Annotated in this window: 14 protein-coding genes, 2 tRNA genes and 1 other RNA gene; 10 read left to right on the forward strand and 7 right to left on the reverse strand. The window is 52.1% G+C overall.

Annotated elements, in window-relative coordinates:
- The first annotated feature begins 402 nt into the window (after window positions 1-402).
- From GBC03_16220 to narI, 4 genes are read left to right on the forward strand one after another with little or no spacing between them, the layout of a single operon-like run.
- Window positions 403-4,146 (forward strand): nitrate reductase subunit alpha, encoded by a 3,744-nt coding sequence (locus GBC03_16220; protein QFS71638.1) that lies wholly within the window; start codon window positions 403-405, stop codon window positions 4,144-4,146.
- Window positions 4,143-5,678: a nitrate reductase subunit beta gene (gene narH / locus GBC03_16225; protein ID QFS71639.1), complete on the forward strand. Its 1,536-nt coding sequence runs from the start codon at window positions 4,143-4,145 to the stop codon at window positions 5,676-5,678. The genes GBC03_16220 and narH overlap by 4 nt, the downstream gene beginning before the upstream one ends.
- On the forward strand, window positions 5,675-6,385 hold the full coding sequence (gene narJ, locus GBC03_16230) for a nitrate reductase molybdenum cofactor assembly chaperone (protein QFS71640.1): 711 nt from the start codon (window positions 5,675-5,677) through the stop codon (window positions 6,383-6,385). Before narH ends, narJ begins: the two co-directional genes overlap by 4 nt.
- The gene (gene narI / locus GBC03_16235) at window positions 6,385-7,062 is read left to right on the forward strand and encodes a respiratory nitrate reductase subunit gamma (protein QFS71641.1); all 678 of its coding nucleotides are present in this window, start codon (window positions 6,385-6,387) and stop codon (window positions 7,060-7,062) included. Before narJ ends, narI begins: the two co-directional genes overlap by 1 nt.
- A gap of 270 nt (window positions 7,063-7,332) precedes the next feature.
- On the opposite strand, the gene GBC03_16240 is transcribed toward narI, so the two are convergent.
- From GBC03_16240 to GBC03_16260, 5 genes are all read right to left on the reverse strand, one after another.
- A non-coding RNA gene (locus tag GBC03_16240) (RtT sRNA) lies at window positions 7,333-7,464 on the reverse strand.
- Window positions 7,465-7,507: 43 nt separating this feature from the next.
- Window positions 7,508-7,592, reverse strand: a tRNA-Tyr gene (locus GBC03_16245).
- Between the two features lie 32 nt (window positions 7,593-7,624).
- Window positions 7,625-7,709, reverse strand: a tRNA-Tyr gene (locus GBC03_16250).
- Window positions 7,710-8,005: 296 nt separating this feature from the next.
- Window positions 8,006-8,848, reverse strand: a complete 843-nt coding sequence (gene purU, locus GBC03_16255) for a formyltetrahydrofolate deformylase (protein QFS71642.1) — start codon at window positions 8,846-8,848, stop codon at window positions 8,006-8,008.
- A 55-nt stretch (window positions 8,849-8,903) separates the two neighbouring features.
- Window positions 8,904-9,359 (reverse strand): YchJ family protein, encoded by a 456-nt coding sequence (locus GBC03_16260; protein ID QFS71643.1) that lies wholly within the window; start codon window positions 9,357-9,359, stop codon window positions 8,904-8,906.
- Between the two features lie 112 nt (window positions 9,360-9,471).
- Here GBC03_16260 and rssA point away from each other — a divergent pair, with 112 nt between their 5' ends.
- The 3 genes from rssA (at window position 9,472) to galU (ending at window position 12,595) form a co-directional block, all read left to right on the forward strand.
- Window positions 9,472-10,380: a patatin-like phospholipase RssA gene (gene rssA / locus GBC03_16265; GenBank protein QFS71644.1), complete on the forward strand. Its 909-nt coding sequence runs from the start codon at window positions 9,472-9,474 to the stop codon at window positions 10,378-10,380.
- Window positions 10,381-10,472: 92 nt separating this feature from the next.
- Window positions 10,473-11,486 (forward strand): two-component system response regulator RssB, encoded by a 1,014-nt coding sequence (rssB, locus tag GBC03_16270; protein ID QFS71645.1) that lies wholly within the window; start codon window positions 10,473-10,475, stop codon window positions 11,484-11,486.
- Window positions 11,487-11,686: 200 nt separating this feature from the next.
- Window positions 11,687-12,595 carry a UTP--glucose-1-phosphate uridylyltransferase GalU gene (galU, locus tag GBC03_16275; protein ID QFS71646.1) on the forward strand — a complete coding sequence of 303 codons (909 nt, stop codon included), beginning with the start codon at window positions 11,687-11,689 and terminating at the stop codon, window positions 12,593-12,595.
- Window positions 12,596-12,734: 139 nt separating this feature from the next.
- Here the strand turns inward: galU and GBC03_16280 are convergent, their stop codons facing one another.
- Complete coding sequence (locus GBC03_16280) at window positions 12,735-13,148, reverse strand: DNA-binding transcriptional regulator H-NS (protein ID QFS71647.1); 414 nt, start codon at window positions 13,146-13,148, stop codon at window positions 12,735-12,737.
- A gap of 604 nt (window positions 13,149-13,752) precedes the next feature.
- Here GBC03_16280 and GBC03_16285 point away from each other — a divergent pair.
- Window positions 13,753-14,370 carry a thymidine kinase gene (locus GBC03_16285; protein ID QFS71648.1) on the forward strand — a complete coding sequence of 206 codons (618 nt, stop codon included), beginning with the start codon at window positions 13,753-13,755 and terminating at the stop codon, window positions 14,368-14,370.
- A gap of 128 nt (window positions 14,371-14,498) precedes the next feature.
- On the opposite strand, the gene adhE is transcribed toward GBC03_16285, so the two are convergent.
- Entirely contained in the window at window positions 14,499-17,174 is a 2,676-nt protein-coding gene (adhE, locus tag GBC03_16290; protein ID QFS71649.1) for a bifunctional acetaldehyde-CoA/alcohol dehydrogenase, read from the reverse strand.
- Between the two features lie 476 nt (window positions 17,175-17,650).
- Between adhE and ychE the strand changes: the two genes are divergently transcribed.
- Entirely contained in the window at window positions 17,651-18,298 is a 648-nt protein-coding gene (ychE, locus tag GBC03_16295) for an NAAT family transporter YchE (protein QFS71650.1), read from the forward strand.
- A 760-nt stretch (window positions 18,299-19,058) separates the two neighbouring features.
- Window positions 19,059-20,687 carry an oligopeptide ABC transporter substrate-binding protein OppA gene (oppA, locus tag GBC03_16300; protein QFS71651.1) on the forward strand — a complete coding sequence of 543 codons (1,629 nt, stop codon included), beginning with the start codon at window positions 19,059-19,061 and terminating at the stop codon, window positions 20,685-20,687.
- Window positions 20,688-20,741 lie beyond the last annotated feature (54 nt).

A 20,741-nucleotide genomic window follows, 5' to 3' on the forward strand; every position in this document is an offset into this window, starting at 1 on the left:
GCAGTCATGTATTACTCACTTGCGCGGCGTTAGACCGCGCTTTTTTTGTATCTTATTTAGTTACAACATACTTTTGGTTTGTTGTTCGCACCGTTCTGCCACCCCCTCAGCCGGAGGGTGTCTCCAGGGGGCATACCCCTTAATACCCACTTGTAAAGAATTAAACACTCGCCGAATGCGTGATGAATAAAATAATCAATTAAATCAATACAATAAATGAAATAATCAAATCATCCGAAAGGGGTATGTCCAGATTTACTCCCCGTTTTCATCCCTTTCCACCTTGATCGTTATCAATTCTCACGTCCTTTCAGAGCGTTACCTTCGCTCTCAATCAAGCAATGTCGATTTATCTGAATGTCGATTTATCAGAGAGCCGTCAGGCTCCACAGGAGAGAACCGATGAGTAAATTCCTGGACCGATTTCGCTACTTCAAGCAGAAGGGTGAAACCTTTGCCGATGGGCACGGCCAGCTTCTCGAAACCAACCGGGACTGGGAGGATGGATATCGCCAGCGTTGGCAGCACGACAAAGTTGTGCGTTCAACCCACGGGGTTAACTGCACCGGCTCATGCAGCTGGAAAATCTACGTTAAAAATGGTCTGGTGACCTGGGAAACCCAGCAAACGGACTACCCACGTACCCGTCCGGACATGCCAAACCACGAGCCTCGCGGCTGTCCGCGCGGCGCCAGCTACTCCTGGTATCTCTACAGTGCTAACCGTCTGAAATATCCGCTGATGCGCAAACGTCTGATGAAGATGTGGCGTGAAGCGAAGAAACTGCACAGCGATCCGGTTGACGCCTGGGCCTCCATCATCGAAGACGCCGATAAAGCAAAAAGCTTCAAACAAGCGCGAGGTCGTGGTGGTTTCGTCCGCTCCTCCTGGCAGGAAGTCAATGAACTGATTGCCGCCTCCAACGTCTATACCGTGAAAACTTACGGCCCTGATCGCGTGGCTGGTTTTTCGCCGATCCCGGCGATGTCAATGGTCTCCTATGCGTCCGGTGCACGTTACCTCTCCTTGATTGGCGGGACCTGCCTGAGCTTCTACGACTGGTACTGCGACCTGCCTCCGGCCTCACCGCAGACCTGGGGTGAGCAGACTGACGTGCCGGAATCCGCTGACTGGTACAACTCCAGCTACATCATCGCCTGGGGTTCTAACGTTCCCCAGACCCGTACGCCGGATGCCCACTTCTTTACCGAAGTCCGCTATAAAGGCACTAAAACCGTTGCGATAACGCCGGACTACGCTGAGATCGCCAAACTGTGCGACCTTTGGCTGGCCCCGAAGCAGGGGACTGATGCGGCGATGGCGCTGGCAATGGGTCACGTCATGCTGCGTGAATTCCATCTCGACAACCCGAGCCAGTACTTTACCGACTACGTGCGTCGCTACACCGACATGCCAATGCTGGTGATGCTGGAAGAGCGTGACGGTTACTATGCTGCGGGTCGTATGCTGCGCGCCGCAGACCTTGTTGACGCGCTGGGCCAGGAAAACAACCCGGAATGGAAAACCGTTGCCATCAACAGCAATGGCGATATGGTCGCGCCGAACGGTTCTATTGGTTTCCGCTGGGGCGAGAAGGGCAAATGGAACCTTGAGCAGCGCGACGGGACGACCGGTACCGAGACGGAACTGCAATTGAGTCTGCTGGGCAGCCAGGACGAGATCGCCGAGGTGGGCTTCCCGTACTTCGGCGGTGAAGGCACCGAACACGTTAATAAAGTGGCGCTGGAAAATGTGCTGCTGCACAAACTGCCGGTTAAACGCCTGCAACTGGCGGACGGCACCACGGCGCTGGTCACCACCGTTTACGATCTGACGATGGCCAACTACGGTCTGGAACGCGGTCTGAACGATGCTAACTGCGCAACCAGCTACGACGATATCAAAGCGTACACCCCGGCGTGGGCAGAGCAAATTACCGGCGTTCCGCGTGCGCAGATCACCCGCATCGCGCGTGAGTTTGCCGACAATGCGGATAAGACGCACGGTCGTTCGATGATCATCGTCGGTGCCGGTCTGAACCACTGGTACCACCTCGATATGAACTATCGCGGGCTTATCAACATGCTGGTGTTCTGTGGCTGTATCGGCCAGAGCGGCGGCGGTTGGGCGCACTATGTCGGCCAGGAAAAACTGCGTCCGCAGACCGGCTGGCAGCCGTTGGCGTTTGCCCTTGACTGGCAGCGTCCGGCACGTCACATGAACAGTACGTCGTACTTCTACAACCACTCCAGTCAGTGGCGATATGAGACGGTTACCGCACAGGAGCTGCTGTCGCCGCTGGCGGATAAATCGCGCTACAGCGGACATCTGATTGACTTCAACGTGCGTGCCGAGCGCATGGGCTGGCTGCCGTCTGCACCACAGCTTGGCACCAACCCGCTGACCATCGCACAAGAGGCGAAGAAGGTCGGGATGACGCCGGTGGATTACACCGTCAAGTCGCTGAAAGACGGTTCGATTCGTTTCGCGGCCGAACAGCCGGAAAATGGGAAAAACCATCCACGCAACCTGTTCATCTGGCGCTCCAACCTGTTGGGCTCCTCCGGTAAAGGTCACGAATTCATGCTGAAGTACCTGCTGGGAACCGAGCACGGTATTCAGGGCAAAGACCTGGGCAAGCAGGGCGGCGTGAAGCCGGAAGAAGTGGAATGGCAGGACAACGGTCTCGACGGCAAACTGGATCTGGTGGTAACGCTGGACTTCCGTCTGTCGAGCACCTGTCTGTACTCCGATATCGTGCTGCCAACCGCTACCTGGTATGAGAAAGACGACATGAATACCTCGGATATGCATCCGTTTATTCATCCGCTTTCCGCCGCCGTTGACCCGGCATGGGAATCAAAAAGCGACTGGGAAATCTACAAAGCTATCGCGAAGAAATTCTCAGAAGTGTGCGTGGGGCACCTCGGGAAAGAGACGGATGTCGTCACGCTGCCAATTCAGCACGACTCTGCCGCCGAACTGGCACAGCCGCTGGATGTGAAGGACTGGAAAAAAGGCGAATGTGACCTGATTCCGGGCGTTACCGCGCCGCATATCCTGACCGTTGAACGTGATTATCCGGCAACGTATGAGCGTTTTACCTCGATTGGTCCGCTGATGGAGAAAATCGGTAACGGCGGTAAAGGGATCGCCTGGAACACGCAGAGCGAAATGGATCTGCTGCGCAAGCTTAACTACACCAAGGCAGACGGCCCGGCGAAAGGCCAGCCAATGCTCAATACCGCCATTGACGCGGCAGAGATGATCCTGACGCTGGCCCCGGAAACGAACGGTCACGTGGCGGTGAAAGCCTGGGCGGCGCTCAGCGAGTTTACCGGTCGCGACCATACCCATCTGGCGACGAACAAAGAAGAGGAAAAAATCCGCTTCCGCGATATCCAGGCCCAGCCGCGCAAAATCATCTCCAGCCCGACCTGGTCCGGTCTTGAAGACGAACACGTCTCCTACAACGCGGGCTATACCAACGTTCATGAGCTGATCCCGTGGCGCACGCTGACCGGTCGCCAGTCGCTGTATCAGGATCATCAGTGGATGCGTGATTTCGGCGAAAGCCTGCTGGTTTATCGTCCGCCAATTGATACCCGTTCGGTGAAATCGGTGATGGGCGAGAAATCCAACGGTAACCCGGAAAAAGCGCTCAACTTCCTGACGCCGCACCAGAAGTGGGGCATTCACTCCACCTACAGTGACAACCTGCTGATGCTGACGTTGGGGCGCGGTGGTCCGATTGTGTGGATGAGTGAAGTGGATGCCAACGATCTGGAGATCAAAGATAACGACTGGATCGAAGTGTTCAACAGCAACGGTTCGTTAACTGCGCGCGCAGTGGTGAGCCAGCGTGTACCCGCGGGTATGACCATGATGTATCACGCACAGGAACGTATCGTGAACATTCCTGGCTCAGAAATCACCGAGCAGCGCGGCGGTATTCATAACTCGGTCACCCGTATTACGCCGAAACCAACTCACATGATCGGCGGCTATGCGCAGTTGGCCTACGGCTTTAACTACTACGGTACCGTCGGTTCGAACCGCGATGAGTTCGTGGTGGTACGTAAGATGAAGAACATTAACTGGTTGGATGGCGAAGGCAATGACCAGGTACAGGAGAGCGTAAAATGAAAATTCGTTCACAAGTCGGCATGGTGCTGAATCTCGATAAGTGCATCGGCTGTCACACCTGTTCCGTGACCTGTAAAAACGTCTGGACCAGCCGTGAAGGTGCTGAATACGCGTGGTTCAACAACGTTGAAACCAAGCCTGGCACCGGCTTCCCGACCCACTGGGAAGATCAGGAAAAATACAAGGGCGGCTGGATCCGAAAAATCAACGGCAAAATCCAGCCGCGCATGGGCAACCGTGCGATGCTGCTGGGTAAAATCTTTGCTAACCCGCATCTGCCGGGCATTGATGACTACTACGAGCCGTTTGATTTCGATTATCAGAACCTGCATAACGCAGCCGAAGGTAAGCATCAGCCGATCGCGCGTCCGCGCTCGCTGATTACCGGTCAGCGGATGGCGAAAATCGAAAAAGGGCCGAACTGGGAGGACGATCTGGGCGGTGAGTTTGAGAAGCTGTCGCAAGACAAGAACTTCGAAAACATGCAGAAGGCGATGTACGGCCAGTTTGAAAACACCTTCATGATGTATCTGCCGCGACTGTGTGAACACTGCCTCAACCCGGCGTGTGTGGCGACCTGCCCGAGCGGCGCCATCTATAAGCGTGAAGAAGACGGCATCGTGCTGATCGACCAGGACAAGTGCCGTGGCTGGCGGATGTGTATCACCGGTTGCCCGTACAAAAAAATCTACTTCAACTGGAAGAGCGGTAAGTCTGAGAAGTGCATCTTCTGCTATCCGCGTATCGAAGCCGGTCAGCCGACCGTGTGCTCCGAAACCTGCGTGGGCCGTATCCGTTACCTTGGCGTGCTGCTGTATGACGCGGATGCGATTGAAAGTGCAGCAAGCACCGAGCATGAGAAAGATCTCTACCAGCGCCAACTGGATGTGTTCCTCGATCCGAACGATCCGGCGGTCATTGAACAGGCGCTGAAAGACGGTATTCCGGTGAGCGTCATTGACGCGGCGCAGCAGTCGCCAGTTTATAAAATGGCAATGGACTGGAAGCTGGCACTGCCGCTACATCCGGAATATCGCACGCTGCCGATGGTGTGGTATGTACCGCCTCTGTCACCGATTCAGTCGGCGGCGGATGCGGGCGAACTGGGCAGCAACGGCATTCTGCCTGACGTGGACAGCCTGCGGATCCCGGTTCAGTACCTCGCTAACCTGCTCACCGCAGGTGATACCCAGCCGGTATTGCTGGCGCTGAAACGTATGCTGGCGATGCGCCACTACAAACGTGCGGAAACGGTTGACGGCAAAGTGGACACCCGCGCGCTGGAAGAGGTGGGCTTAAGCGAAGCACAGGCGCAGGAAATGTACCGTTACCTGGCGATTGCCAACTACGAAGATCGCTTCGTGGTACCGAGTAGCCACCGTGAACTGGCGCGTGATGCATTCCCGGAGAAAAGCGGTTGTGGCTTTACCTTCGGCGACGGTTGCCACGGTTCTGATACTAAGTTCAACCTGTTTAACAGCCGCCGCATTGATGCCATCGATGTGACCAGCAAAACGGAGCCGCACCAATGATTGAACTCGTCATTGTTTCGCGTCTGCTTGAGTACCCGGATGCTGCCCTGTGGCAGCATCAGCAGGAACTGTACGATGCACTCGCGTCATCTGAAAATCTCAATAAAGAGGATGCGCATACGCTCAGCGTTTTCCTGCGCGACTTAACCGCTCAGGAGATGCTGGATGCGCAGGCCAATTACAGCGAACTGTTCGACCGCGGTCGGGCAACCTCGCTGTTGCTGTTCGAACACGTCCACGGTGAGTCTCGCGACCGCGGTCAGGCGATGGTTGACCTGATGGCACAGTACGAGCAGCACGGTTTACAGCTCGACAGCCGTGAGCTGCCGGACCATCTGCCGCTGTATCTGGAGTATCTGGCACAGTTGCCCAAGCGCGAGGCGCTGGGCGGGTTGCAGGATATTGCTCCGATTCTGGCGCTGCTGGGTGCGCGTCTGCAACAGCGTGAAAGCCGCTATGCGGTACTGTTCGATCTGCTGCTGAAACTGGCGAATGCGACTGTCGACAGCGACAAAGTCGCGGAGAAAATTGCGGATGAAGTTCGCGATGATACGCCGCAGGCGCTTGATGCGGTCTGGGAAGAAGAGCAGGTGAAATTCTTTGCCGATCAGGGCTGCGGCGAGTCTGAAATTTCCGCTCATCAGCGTCGTTTTGCCGGAGCCGTTGCGCCGCAATATCTGAATATCACCACCGGAGGACAGCAATAATGCACTTCCTGAATATGTTCTTCTTTGACATCTACCCGTACATTGCCGGGTCCGTGTTTCTGATTGGTAGCTGGTTGCGTTACGACTATGGTCAGTACACCTGGCGTGCCGGGTCCAGTCAGATGCTGGATCGCAAGGGGATGAACATGGCATCGAACCTGTTCCATTTTGGGATATTGGGGATCTTTGCCGGCCACTTCCTCGGCATGCTGACGCCGCACTGGATGTATGAAGCCTGGCTGCCTATTGAAGTGAAACAGAAGATGGCGATGATTGGCGGCGGTGCGGCGGGCCTGATGTGCCTTGTCGGCGGTGTACTGTTGCTTAAGCGTCGTCTGTTCAGCCCACGCGTGCGGGCAACCACCACCGGAGCCGATATCCTGATCCTTTCGCTGCTGGTGATCCAGTGCGCGTTGGGACTGTTGACTATTCCGTTCTCCGCCCAGCATATGGACGGTAGCGAAATGATGAAACTGGTGGGCTGGGCACAGTCTGTGGTGACCTTCCACGGCGGCGCGTCTGCGCATCTGGAGGGTGTGGCGTTTATCTTCCGTCTGCATCTGGTGCTGGGGATGACGCTGTTCCTGCTGTTCCCGTTCTCCCGGCTGGTACACATCTGGAGCGCGCCGGTCGAGTACCTGACGCGCAAATACCAGATTGTTCGCGCCCGTCACTGATACGGTTTTTGTGCTACTAAACCCTGCTCCGGCAGGGTTTTTTTATGGGGTCGTGCGACCTGAATTGTCGGATGGCGCTACGCTTATCCGACCTACATGATGGCGAACTGGTAGGCCCGGTAAACGAAGTGCCACCGGGCAAAGGTTACCTGCTGAAACGCTTTCTCGCTTTGCTCGAATCGAACCTTAATCGACACTTCTCATCCTTCCCGCATGGGCAGAATATAGGGCATTAGAGTTTGGATTTAAACGGGGACAATAGGGAAGTGATGGTGGCGGGGGAAGGATTATTCGTCGCTTCGCTCCTCACCCTTCGGGCCGTTACCTACGGTAACGTTCTCTCGCTTTCGCTCGAGTCGAACCTTAATCGAAGGCTCTCACCCTTCCCGGTAAGTGCAAACTTCTGCATAACTTATCGGGGTTGCTACATTGCCGTAGCAAATAATGGTGGCGGGGGAAGGATTCGAACCTTCGAAGTCGATGACGGCAGATTTACAGTCTGCTCCCTTTGGCCGCTCGGGAACCCCGCCAGGGGTGTGATGCTTTGATATCTCGAAAGAGATGGTGGTGGGGGAAGGATTCGAACCTTCGAAGTCGATGACGGCAGATTTACAGTCTGCTCCCTTTGGCCGCTCGGGAACCCCACCACGGGGTTTGGTGTTTCATAGCCTGAAGGATTATCGTTACATGCGGTAACGCTCTCTCGCTATGCTCGAGTCGAACTTCGAAGTCGATGACGGCAGATTTGCAGTCAGCTCCCTTATGATCGCTCGGGAACCCCACCACGGGGTAATGCGCTTTACTGGCCTGCTTCCATTTCGGGAAGCGGGGCGCATCATATCAAATGATGCGCCCCTGTAAAGCATTCCGGTGAGAAAAATAAACTGGTTGCCTGATTTTTACCCGCAAAGGCGTAAAGCTAACCAATTCATTTCTCAGTCGATTAAAGAATAATCGTCCGATTGCCGTAGACAAATACGCGCTGGGCAAGCACCTGATACAACGCGCGGCTCAGCACGTTCTTTTCGACGTCGCGCCCGGCTCGCATCATATCTTCCGCCGTGTAGGTGTGATCCACATGAATAACGTCCTGCATGATGATCGGACCTTCGTCCAGATTGTCATTCACATAGTGCGCCGTCGCGCCGATGATTTTCACTCCGCGCTCGTAAGCCTGGTGGTAAGGTCGTGCACCAATGAATGCCGGCAGGAATGAGTGGTGAATATTGATAATTTTGTTCGGGAAGCGGGCCACAAATTCCGGCGTCAGCACGCGCATATATTTCGCCAGCACCACGTAATCCGGTTGGTGTGCGTCAATCGCGTCCGCCATCTTCTGGTCGTGCTCTTCGCGGGTTAAACCTTCATGACTGACCAGTTCGAAGGGAATTTCAAAACGCTCAACCAGCGAACGCAGCGTTTCGTGATTGCCAATCACCGCGGCAATATCCACATCCAGCCCGCCATAGTTGGCTTTCATTAACAGGTCACCCAGACAATGCGCTTCTTTGGTGACCAGAATCACCACGCGACGACGTCCGGCGGGATTCAACTCACGAATGGAGCCTTCCGGCAAGGCGCTGTCCAGATCGGCCAGCAGCGTGGAGTCGTTAAAAATCCCTTCCAGTTCGGTACGCATGAAAAAGCGCCCGGTTCGGTGGTCTACAAACTCATTGTTCTGCACAATATTCAGTTCATGTTTGTAGCAAATATTCGTAATCCGCGCGATAAGCCCTTTCTGGTCAGGGCAGATGGTACGAAGCACTTTTCGTTGTAAAGAATGCATTGCAGCGGTAATCCTGTTGATGATGTTTGCTAAGTGAATACTGTCGGGCAGTTGACTAGCCGCAGCATTTTTTAAATTTTTTACCTGAACCACAAGGGCAGGGGTCGTTACGTCCCAATTGCGGGCGTGTACCATCGATATAGTACCACTGACCGTTTTCTTTTAAAAAACGAGAACGTTCAATGATCGCCCCCGGTTTATCGTGTTCGCGAAAACGGGCGACAAAACTGACGTAGCCGGTGTTGTCGGCCTCAGAGACGGTGTGCTCGAAAACGGTTAGCCCCAGCCATTCGGTCGTGGCAAATCCTGCACCGATCTCATCCCGAAAACGGGCCGCGTGACAGGTCGGATGCCAGGTCCTGATTAAATAATCTGCGTCTTTCATCACAAAAGCGCAGTAGCGCGAACGCATGAGGTGCGATGGATCGGGTGCGACTTGCTCACCAGACAGATATCGGTGGCAACATAGGCTATACTCGACTGCGCTACCACAGGGACAACGTTGAGACACAAAAAACTCCCTGATAAAAAAACGGCGTATAAAAAAAGCCTGGGTAGCACTATGTTAACTGAGCGTTGGAGATGTTGCTACGCCCGTAAGCCAGGGGAAGTCTGTCGGTCAAATGAGAAAAATGAAAATAGGTCTGGCGCTAGGCTCAGGTGCTGCGCGAGGCTGGTCGCATATTGGTGTCATCAAAGCCCTCAAACACATGGGCATTGATATTGATATCGTTGCAGGGTGTTCCATCGGTTCGTTGGTCGGTGCCGCCTATGCCTGCAATAAATTGCCCGCGCTTGAAGAGTGGGTTTGCTCGTTCAGCTATTGGGATGTCCTGCGTCTGATGGACCTGTCATGGCGAAGGGGCGGACTGCTGCGCGGCGAGCGCGTCTTCAATCAATACCGCAACGTCATGCCTGTGGCCGAAATTGAGCAGTGCAGTCGTCGTTTCGCAACGGTGGCGACCAATCTCAGTACGGGACGCGAATTATGGTTTACTGAAGGCGATCTCCATCTCGCCGTTCGCGCCTCCTGCAGTATCCCTGGCCTGATGTCTCCCGTCGCCCACAATGGCTACTGGCTGGTGGACGGCGGTGTCGTTAACCCGGTTCCCATCTCTTTGACCCGCGCACTGGGCGCGGATATCGTGATTGCCGTCGATCTGCAACACGACGCGCATCTGATGCAGCAGGATTTGCTGTCGTTGAACGTCAGCGATGACAGTCCGGAGGGTGATGATGAAGGACTCTCCTGGCACGCACGCCTGAAAGAGCGGCTGGGTAATATCACCGCACGCCGCGTGGTGACCGCACCAACCGCGATGGAAATCATGACCACCTCGATTCAGGTGCTGGAAAATCGCCTGAAGCGTAACCGCATGGCGGGCGATCCGCCGGACATATTAATTCAACCTTTCTGTCCACAAATCTCCACCCTGGATTTTCATCGTGCCAGCGCTGCCATAGAAGCAGGGCGGTTAGCGGTAGAGAAAAAGATGGACGAACTTTTGCCTCTGGTGCGTGCCGGCGTTTGACGCACCATTATTAACTACACTTAAGCATATTCTGACAGGCGTGTGTGGCAATAGCATGCCACTATTGAGTAAAGCCAGTCAGGGGAGAGAACATGACGCAGCCATTGGTCGGAAAACAGATTTTAATCGTTGAGGACGAGCCGGTTTTCCGCTCGCTTCTGGATTCCTGGTTTTCCTCTTTGGGAGCGACAACGGCACTGGCGGGCGATGGCTTAGAGGCACTGGACCGTTTAACCGATTTCACGCCCGATCTCATGATTTGCGATCTCGCCATGCCAAGGATGAACGGCCTCAGCCTGGTGGAGCATTTGCGTAACCGCGGTGACCAGACGCCGATTCTGGTGATCTCGGCGACAGAGAATATGGCGGATATTGCCAAAGCCTTACGCCTCGGTGTGGATGACGTTCTGCTGAAACCGGTAAAGGACCTGACCCGGCTGCGGGAAACCGTGTTTGCCTGTCTTTATCCGAACATGTTTAATTCCCGTGTTGAAGAAGAAGAGCGCCTGTTTCGCGACTGGGATGCGATGGTGGACAATCCCGCAGCCGCCGCGAAATTGCTTCAGGAGCTTCAGCCTCCGGTACAGCAGGTTATTTCGCATTGCCGGGTCAATTATCGACAACTGGTTTCGGCGGATAAGCCAGGACTGGTTCTGGATATCGCGCCGCTCTCGGATAACGATCTCGCCTTTTATTGTCTGGACGTTACCCGGGCCGGTGACAACGGTGTGCTGGCGGCGTTACTTCTGCGGGCGTTATTTAATGGCTTGTTGCAGGATCAGCTCGCGCATCAGAATCAGCGCCTGCCGGAACTGGGGGCATTATTGAAACAGGTCAACCATCTGCTTCGTCAGGCCAATTTACCCGGACAGTTCCCGCTATTAGTCGGCTATTATCATAGTGAGCTTAAAAATCTGATTCTGGTTTCGGCCGGACTCAATGCGACATTAAATACCGGATCGCATAATGTGCAGATCAGTAACGGCGTTCCGCTGGGAACGTTAGGCAATACCTACCTCAACCAAATTAGTCAACGCTGCGAAGCCTGGCAGTGTCAAATTTGGGGGGCAGGAGGTCGATTGCGCCTTATGTTGTCTGCGGAATGAACAATCGAGAGGGTGGATGCAAATTGCCGTACCTGCCTTTCTCTGCTGGTGCTACTATCAGCGCCAGTCTTATACGTATTTATCTTAATTATACGAACACGCATCCTTTTCGGACCTGAGGCTTGAGTCAGTCCTGATATACTCGATGCGATACAGATTGATGAACACGTTCAATACATGAACAGTCCAGGAGAATTTAAATGGCTGCCATTAACTCGAAAGTCAAAAAAGCCGTTATCCCGGTTGCGGGATTAGGAACCAGGATGTTACCGGCGACGAAAGCGATCCCGAAAGAGATGTTGCCGCTGGTTGATAAGCCATTAATTCAGTATGTCGTTAACGAGTGTATTGCTGCGGGCATCACTGAAATTGTGCTGGTGACTCACTCATCGAAAAATTCGATCGAAAACCACTTCGACACCAGTTTTGAACTGGAAGCGATGCTGGAAAAACGCGTTAAGCGCCAGCTACTCGAAGAAGTGCAATCTATTTGCCCACCGCACGTCACGATAATGCAGGTTCGTCAGGGGCTGGCAAAAGGCCTGGGCCACGCGGTATTGTGCGCCCATCCGGTAGTCGGTAATGAGCCTGTCGCCGTAATTCTGCCTGACGTTATTCTTGATGAGTTTGAGTCCGATTTATCCCAGGATAACCTGGCAGAAATGATTCGTCGTTTTGATGAAACCGGAAATAGCCAGATCATGGTTGAGCCGGTCGCTGATGTGACCGCATACGGTGTTGTTGACTGTAAAGGCGTGCCGCTGGCACCTGGCGAAAGCGTTCCGATGGTGGGCGTCGTTGAAAAACCGAAAGCCGATGTCGCCCCGTCAAATCTGGCGATTGTTGGCCGCTACGTGCTGAGCGCGGACATCTGGCCTCTGCTGGCGAAAACCCCTCCGGGAGCGGGTGACGAAATTCAGTTGACTGACGCTATCGATATGCTGATCGAAAAAGAGACTGTCGAAGCCTATCATATGAAAGGGAAGAGCCACGACTGCGGCAATAAATTAGGTTATATGCAGGCATTTGTGGAATATGGCATTCGACATAATTCACTTGGCAGCGAATTTAAGGCCTGGCTCGAAGAAGAGATGGGTATTAAGAAGTAACCAGACGTTATAATTAACGAACAGAGACGGCGCTGGTATCCAGTGCCGTTTTTTTATACGCACGCTTTATGGGGAATCGGTAGATCGCGGACATAAAAAATCCCGCAGAGCGCGGGATTTTAAGCAGGTAGATTACAGATTATTCCTTAATCAGGAAATCATCCAGTTGTTTACCTTGCTCTTCCATTGCTTTCTTGATCACTGCCGGAGTACGACCCTGACCAGTCCAGGTTTTAGTTTCGCCGTTTTCGTCAACGTAGCTATATTTAGCCGGACGCGCTGCACGTTTAGCTTTGGTGCCGGATTTAACTGCAGCCATGCTATTCAGCAGTTCATTCGGATCAATACCATCAGCAATCAGCATTTCACGATATTGTTGCAGTTTACGAGTACGCTCTTCAACTTCAGCCGCTGCCGCGCTTTCTTCTTCACGACGTTCGTTAACAACAACTTCTAATTTTTCCAGCATTTCTTCCAGCGTTTCAAGGGTACATTCTCTTGCCTGCGCACGAAGAGTACGGATGTTGTTCAGAATTTTAAGTGCTTCGCTCATTGTAGTAATCTCAAACTTATATTGGGGGTGGTTTGTTGAGCTAATAATAGAGCGTTAAATTCAGATGTGCAATAGCCAGGAATGTAAGGAATTCAAAATTGCCCTTTATTTTTTGCCAACAATAAATATCCGAACTTAAATTTTTCTTGAAGGAACGCACAAAAAAGGGCTTATTGGCTGAGCGGTTACTCCTTTTTTCAGTCGAAAACATCCGGATTCAGGTCACATTTTCACACGATGAAATAGACTCTCATCGTAGTGATTTCAACCTTTTGTATTAGTTTTGTTGATGGACACCGTCTATTACTCCGCAATAGTTATGTAGAACAGTAACAATAAGTTCAGGGTTTCCATTAGGGCGGTGTTGATAAGCAGTGTTGATGAATATCGAACGCACAATACGACAAGAATGGGATCCGTCGCGCGTTGTTTGTTCAATTGTTAATTCGTATTTTCCGTACACTCACCTCTACAGATTTTTCGCGGGACGTGTGCTGGCGACGGAAGATATAGCCGGCGGGTGCAGAACCAGGCACCGATAACGATTCAAATTATGCTACACTGCGCCCCGTCTTTATTTCACTTTGGTGAGGGTCTGTGGCCGATGGCACAGCTATATTTCTACTATTCAGCAATGAATGCCGGTAAGTCGACTGCCTTACTGCAATCTTCATACAATTACCAGGAACGCGGGATGCGTACTGTTGTATATACCGCCGAAATAGACGATCGCTATGGCGCGGGGAAAGTGAGTTCGCGTATCGGGCTGTCTTCTCCCGCCAAATTGTTTAACCAGAATTCATCGCTGTATGAAGAGATAGCAACCGATAATGCGCAACAGCCTGTTCATTGTGTGCTGGTGGACGAATGTCAGTTTTTAACCCGACAGCAGGTTTATGAATTATCGGAAGTTGTTGATCAACTGGATATTCCGGTGTTGTGCTACGGATTACGCACGGATTTTCGCGGCGAACTGTTTGTGGGTAGCCAATACCTGTTGGCGTGGTCAGATAAGCTGGTTGAACTCAAAACCATCTGCTTCTGCGGACGCAAAGCGAGTATGGTGCTACGTCTTGATCAGGCGGGCAGACCTTATAATGAAGGCGAACAGGTGGTCATAGGCGGCAACGAGCGGTATGTGTCGGTCTGCCGTAAGCATTATAAGGAAGCGCTGGAGGAGGGGTCTCTGACAGCGATACAGGAACGCCATCGTTACGACTAACCGTCTGCCTTGATGAGCGGTTGGCGAAGTGCTCAGCCGTTCATTGACCCGACAGCAGTAACTGATTTCGGATATAAAAAAGCGGCCTCAACAGAGGCCGCTTTTACGTTGTGAATGCTCAGCGAGGATTAAGCGGATTTCTTCGCTTTTTTCTCTGCTTTCGGCGCGGCAGCAACTTCTTTCGCCGCCGGAGTTCCTTCAGAGTACTCACGACCGTAGAAGGTATCCATCAGGATCTGTTTCAGTTCGGAGATCAGCGGGTAGCGCGGGTTAGCGCCGGTGCACTGGTCATCGAATGCATCTTCAGACAACTTGTCTACGTGAGCCAGGAAGTCTGCTTCCTGAACGCCCGCTTCGCGGATTGACTTCGGAATACCCAGTTCAGCTTTCAGGCTTTCCAGCCATGCCAGCAGTTTCTCGATCTTCGCTGCAGTACGGTCGCCCGGTGCGCTCAGACCCAGATGGTCTGCGATTTCAGCATAACGACGGCGTGCCTGCGGACGGTCATACTGACTGAAGGCAGTCTGCTTGGTCGGGTTGTCGTTCGCGTTGTAGCGAATAACGTTGCTGATCAGCAGGGCGTTTGCCAGGCCGTGTGGAATGTGGAACTGAGAGCCCAGTTTGTGCGCCATTGAGTGACAAACACCGAGGAAGGCGTTCGCAAACGCGATACCGGCGATGGTGGCTGCACTGTGAACACGTTCACGGGCTACCGGGTTTTTAGACCCTTCGTTATAGGACGCCGGCAGATTTTCTTTCAGCAGTTTCAGCGCCTGCAGTGCCTGACCGTCGGAGAACTCAGAAGCCAGTACGGAAACGTAAGCTTCCAGGGCGTGAGTCACCGCATCAAGACCACCAAAGGCACACAGTGATTTCGGCATCTCCATCACCAGGTTGGCATCGACAATCGCCATATCCGGGGTCAGGGCATAGTCAGCCAGCGGGTATTTCTGGCCGGTTGCATCGTCGGTCACAACAGCGAACGGCGTGACTTCAGAACCGGTACCGGACGTGGTGGTGACCGCGACCATTTTCGCTTTCACACCCATTTTCGGGAACTTGTAGATACGTTTACGGATATCCATAAAGCGCAGCGCCAGTTCTTCGAAGTGCGTTTCCGGATGTTCGTACATGACCCACATGATTTTCGCGGCGTCCATCGGGGAACCGCCACCCAGCGCGATGATAACGTCTGGTTTGAAGGAGTTTGCCAGTTCTGCGCCTTTACGGACGACAGAAAGCGTTGGGTCAGCTTCCACTTCAAAGAACACTTCGGTTTCAACGCCAGCGGCTTTCAGCACAGAGGTGATCTGGTCTGCATAACCGTTGTTAAACAGGAAGCGGTCAGTCACGATGAGCGCACGTTTGTGGCCATCAGTAATCACTTCATCCAGCGCGATAGGCAGTGAGCCACGGCGGAAGTAGATAGATTTCGGAAGTTTGTGCCACAACATGTTTTCAGCTCGCTTAGCAACGGTTTTCTTGTTGATCAGGTGTTTCGGACCAACGTTTTCAGAGATGGAGTTACCACCCCAGGAACCACAACCCAGAGTCAGGGAAGGTGCGAGTTTGAAGTTATACAGGTCACCGATACCACCCTGAGATGCCGGGGTGTTGATCAGGATACGGGCGGTTTTCATCATCTGACCGAAGTAAGCCACGCGTTCCGGCTGGTTGTCCTGGTCGGTGTACAGACAAGAAGTGTGACCGATACCGCCCATTGCTACCAGTTTCTCTGCTTTGATAACCGCGTCTTCGAAATCTTTCGCACGGTACATCGCCAGCGTCGGGGACAGTTTTTCGTGAGCGAACGGTTCGCTCTCATCAACCACTTTTACTTCACCGATCAGAATCTTGGTCGTTTCCGGTACCGAGAAGCCGGCCAGTTCAGCAATTTTATATGCGGGTTGACCTACGATAGCAGCGTTCAGCGCACCATTTTTCAGGATAACGTCCTGAACGGCTTTCAGCTCTTTGCCCTGCAGCATGTAGCCGCCGTGGCTGGCGAAACGTTCGCGAACGGCGTCGTAAACTGAATCAACCACAACAACAGACTGTTCAGAAGCACAGATTACGCCGTTGTCGAAGGTTTTGGACATCAGGACAGATGCAACAGCACGTTTGATATCAGCGGTTTCGTCGATAACCACTGGCGTGTTACCTGCGCCCACGCCGATAGCGGGTTTACCGGAGCTGTATGCCGCTTTCACCATGCCCGGACCACCGGTTGCCAGAATCAGGTTGATATCCGGGTGGTGCATCAGTGCATTAGACAGTTCTACGGAAGGTTGATCGATCCAGCCAATCAGGTCTTTCGGTGCGCCAGCCGCGATAGCCGCCTGCAGCACGATATCTGCCGCTTTGTTGGTCGCATCTTTCGCACGTGGGTGCGGAGAGAAGATGATTGCGTTACGAGTTTTCAGGCTGATCAGGGACTTAAAGATCGCCGTAGAGGTTGGGTTAGTGGTAGGTACGATACCGCAGATGATACCGATAGGTTCAGCAATGGTGATGGTCCCGAAGGTGTCGTCTTCAGACAGCACGCCGCAGGTTTTTTCATCTTTGTAAGCGTTATAGATGTACTCAGAAGCAAAGTGGTTTTTAATCACTTTATCTTCGACGATACCCATGCCAGATTCGGCAACGGCCATCTTCGCGAGAGGGATTCGAGCATCTGCAGCGGCCAGAGCGGCGGCGCGGAAGATTTTATCAACTTGTTCTTGAGTGAAACTGGCATATTCACGCTGGGCTTTTTTGACGCGCTCGACGAGTGCGTTAAGTTCAGCGACATTAGTAACAGCCATAATGCTCTCCTGATAATGTTAAACTTTTTTAGTAAATCATCTGCTCGATACGTGAGTATAGACAGCGGGCGTTAGTTTGCATAACGGCCAGAAAATCAATTGGTTACTTAACGTCCAGTTTGCTCTGATTTACTAAAAGAGTTTATGCGTCAGCGGCATCTAACTCTAACGCGTTACTTCCAGGTGGCGTAAGCAAGGTTACTCACTTCTGAGTAGCTATTACGTGATCTGGATCAATATTTGTCAAAGCTGACACCTTTCAGCAGGCCCTTTTAGCCCTTAACGCTAAGTGTTGTCTAATTGTAGTGGTGAATGGCTATCAAATTATCATAATTAAAACATATTGGTAACACTCAGGAATGGTAGCAATTTTACGTTTGCCCTGGTGAAATGTACTGTGAAAAGGCGTATCTTCAGCACGGTTTTCACCCGGTAACTTTAACTCATTTTATACGGCTAACGCTTCGGAGCTAACCGTGATCCAAACGCTGTTTGATTTTCCTGTTTATTTCAAATTTTTCATCGGGTTGTTTGCGTTAGTGAACCCGGTTGGGATTATTCCTGTCTTCATCAGTATGACCAGCTACCAGACAGCGGCGGCGCGCAATAAAACGAACCTGACTGCCAACCTGTCCGTCGCGATCATTCTGTGGACCTCGTTATTCCTCGGTGACGGCATCCTGCAACTGTTCGGCATCTCAATTGACTCGTTCCGCATTGCTGGCGGTATCCTGGTGGTAACCATCGCGATGTCGATGATTAGCGGGAAACTGGGAGAGGATAAACAGAACAAGCAGGAAAAATCGGAAACGGCAATCCGGGAAAGCGTGGGCGTCGTTCCTCTGGCGCTGCCGCTGATGGCGGGTCCTGGGGCGATCAGTTCGACCATCGTGTGGGGAACGCGTTACCACAGCGTAATGTACCTGCTTGGCTTTTTTGTGGCGATTGCGATTTTTGCCCTGTGCTGTTGGGGACTTTTCCGTATGGCACCGTGGTTGGTGCGAGTTCTGGGGCAGACGGGTATTAACGTGATTACCCGAATTATGGGTCTGCTATTAATGGCGCTGGGCATCGAATTTATTGTCACGGGTATTAAGGCCATATTTCCTGGGCTGTTAAGTTAATTTGCTTTCAGATGAAATAACCTACGGAGCTGTTCGCGGCTCCGTTCATCTCTATGTTCTACTTCTACGTTTCGTCACCTTTCTGACTTTCAGGTCCGTACTTCGGGAAAAACTCATGCCCTTCTGGGTGTAAATCCTCTTGATTTTGCAGCGCTTTTACTCCCGTTTCATACTGCCACTTTGTTATTTTGCTCACATCACAATCCTGGGCTTGCTGAAGGATAATTGAGATGATATTAGTTAATTCAGTGAACCTGCAGATGAATGTGCTAAAAAATAACCAATTGTTAAATTATCGTACATTTTAACGCCTTTTGCTGATATCAACGCTTTCAGTCTGATGAGGTGCTGTTAATTGTATGATTAATAAGTGATTATATTTATTTTATATGTTTCGGAACGTTCCGCCGGAGCGTTATTTTTTCTCTAAAAGAGAATTGCTTAACAAATCTGTAAATTGTATTGGCGGTTAATTAATGCTTTTGTTACTTTCCGACAGTTCATATTGCAGCAGATTGCTCGTTGATGAGAATAAATATCAACAAGGCAGTTCAGCCCACTATTCATGCGCCCCTGGCAGGAGAGGCGTATAACGAATCGACGTAAGGCGATCAAACGAATCGCCAGAATAAATAAAGTCGGTGATAGCAGGCAGTAAACGACCTGACAGCTGAAAGTCTCCGGAGCTGCTCAGAGATCCCTGACGGGATTAACAGGCTGGTGATTTAACCAGTAATTATAATGAGGGAGTACAAACACAATGACCAACACGAAAAAAAGTTTAGTGGCGGCAGGAATTTTGACTGCGCTAATCGCCGGAAATGTGGCGACGGCGGCGGTTGTTCCCGCAGGTGTGCAACTGGCAGAAAAACAGACGCTGGTGCGAAATAATGGCTCAGAAGTACAGTCCCTCGATCCGCACAAAATTGAAGGGGTGCCGGAATCCAATATCAGCCGCGATCTGTTCGAAGGTTTAATCATCAGTGACGTCGACGGTAAACCGTCCCCGGGCGTGGCTGAGAAATGGGAAAATAAAGACTTTAAAGTCTGGACATTCCATCTGCGCAAAGACGCAAAATGGTCAGATGGCTCGCCGGTGACGGCCCACGATTTTGTATACAGCTGGCAGCGTCTGGCGAATCCGAATACCGCATCTCCATACGCCAGTTATCTCCAGTATGGTCACATCGTCAATATTGACGACATTGTTGCCGGCAAGAAACCACCAACCGATCTCGGTGTTAAAGCCATCGATGATAATACCTTTGAAGTCACACTCAGCGAGCCTGTTCCTTATTTCTACAAACTGCTGGTGCACTCATCCGTTTCCCCGGTTCCTAAAGCCGCTGTCGAAAAATACGGTGAGAAGTGGACACAGCCAGCGAATATCATCACCAACGGTGCGTATAAGCTGAAAGACTGGGTCGTCAACGAGCATATCGTGCTTGAGCGCAATCCTAATTATTGGGACAACGCCAAAACGGTCATTAATCAGGTGACCTACCTGCCAATCGCTTCAGAAGTGACGGACGTCAACCGTTACCGCAGCGGTGAAATCGACATGACCTATAACAACATGCCGATTGAACTGTTCCAGAAGTTGAAAAAAGAGATCCCGAACGAAGTTCACGTTGACCCGTATCTGTGCACCTACTATTACGAAATCAATAACCAGAAAGCACCGTTTACGGATGTCCGCGTGCGTACCGCGCTCAAGCTGGCGCTGGACCGCGATATTATCGTTAATAAAGTGAAAAACCAGGGCGACCTGCCGGCATACAGCTTCACGCCTCCGTACACCGACGGCGCAAAACTGACTCAACCAGAGTGGTTTGGCTGGACGCAGGAAAAACGTAACGAAGAAGCGAAAAAATTACTGGCTGAAGCCGGATATACCGCGGAAAAACCGTTGACCTTCAACCTGTTGTATAACACCTCCGATCTGCATAAAAAACTGGCTATTGCCGCCGCGTCCATCTGGAAGAAAAACTTAGGCGTGAATGTGAAGCTGGAAAACCAGGAGTGGAAAACCTTCCTCGATACGCGTCATCAGGGTAACTATGATGTCTCGCGTGCGGCCTGGTGTGCGGATTACAACGAGCCAACGTCCTTCCTGAATATGGTGTTGTCTGACAGCTCGAACAACACGACGCACTATAAGAGCCCGGCGTTTGACAAGATCCTTGCCGATGCGCTGAAAGCAACGAATGAAGAGCAGCGTACTGAGCTGTACGGTAAAGCCGAGCAGCAGCTTGATAAAGATTCTGCGATTGTGCCGGTGTTCTACTACGTCAACGCCCGTTTGGTTAAACCGTGGGTGGGTGGTTATACCGGTAAAGACCCGATGGATAATATCCACGTAAAAGACTTGTATATTATCAAGCATTAATGGCAAAGGGTGGGGCAGCATAGGTTGCCCCACAGTGTCTTTTTTCGTCGACTC

The organism is Citrobacter telavivensis, from assembly GCA_009363175.1.
Taxonomy (GTDB): Bacteria; Pseudomonadota; Gammaproteobacteria; order Enterobacterales; family Enterobacteriaceae; genus Citrobacter_A; species Citrobacter_A telavivensis.

Coding starts and splice junctions, on each gene's coding strand:
- GBC03_16220 (QFS71638.1), top strand. CDS start 403: ATGAGTAAATTCCTGGACCGATTTCGCTACTTCAAGCAGAAGGGTGAA.
- narH (QFS71639.1), top strand. CDS start 4,143: ATGAAAATTCGTTCACAAGTCGGCATGGTGCTGAATCTCGATAAGTGC.
- narJ (QFS71640.1), top strand. CDS start 5,675: ATGATTGAACTCGTCATTGTTTCGCGTCTGCTTGAGTACCCGGATGCT.
- narI (QFS71641.1), top strand. CDS start 6,385: ATGCACTTCCTGAATATGTTCTTCTTTGACATCTACCCGTACATTGCC.
- purU (QFS71642.1), bottom strand. CDS start 8,848: ATGCATTCTTTACAACGAAAAGTGCTTCGTACCATCTGCCCTGACCAG.
- rssA (QFS71644.1), top strand. CDS start 9,472: ATGAGAAAAATGAAAATAGGTCTGGCGCTAGGCTCAGGTGCTGCGCGA.
- rssB (QFS71645.1), top strand. CDS start 10,473: ATGACGCAGCCATTGGTCGGAAAACAGATTTTAATCGTTGAGGACGAG.
- galU (QFS71646.1), top strand. CDS start 11,687: ATGGCTGCCATTAACTCGAAAGTCAAAAAAGCCGTTATCCCGGTTGCG.
- GBC03_16280 (QFS71647.1), bottom strand. CDS start 13,148: ATGAGCGAAGCACTTAAAATTCTGAACAACATCCGTACTCTTCGTGCG.
- GBC03_16285 (QFS71648.1), top strand. CDS start 13,753: ATGGCACAGCTATATTTCTACTATTCAGCAATGAATGCCGGTAAGTCG.
- adhE (QFS71649.1), bottom strand. CDS start 17,174: ATGGCTGTTACTAATGTCGCTGAACTTAACGCACTCGTCGAGCGCGTC.
- oppA (QFS71651.1), top strand. CDS start 19,059: ATGACCAACACGAAAAAAAGTTTAGTGGCGGCAGGAATTTTGACTGCG.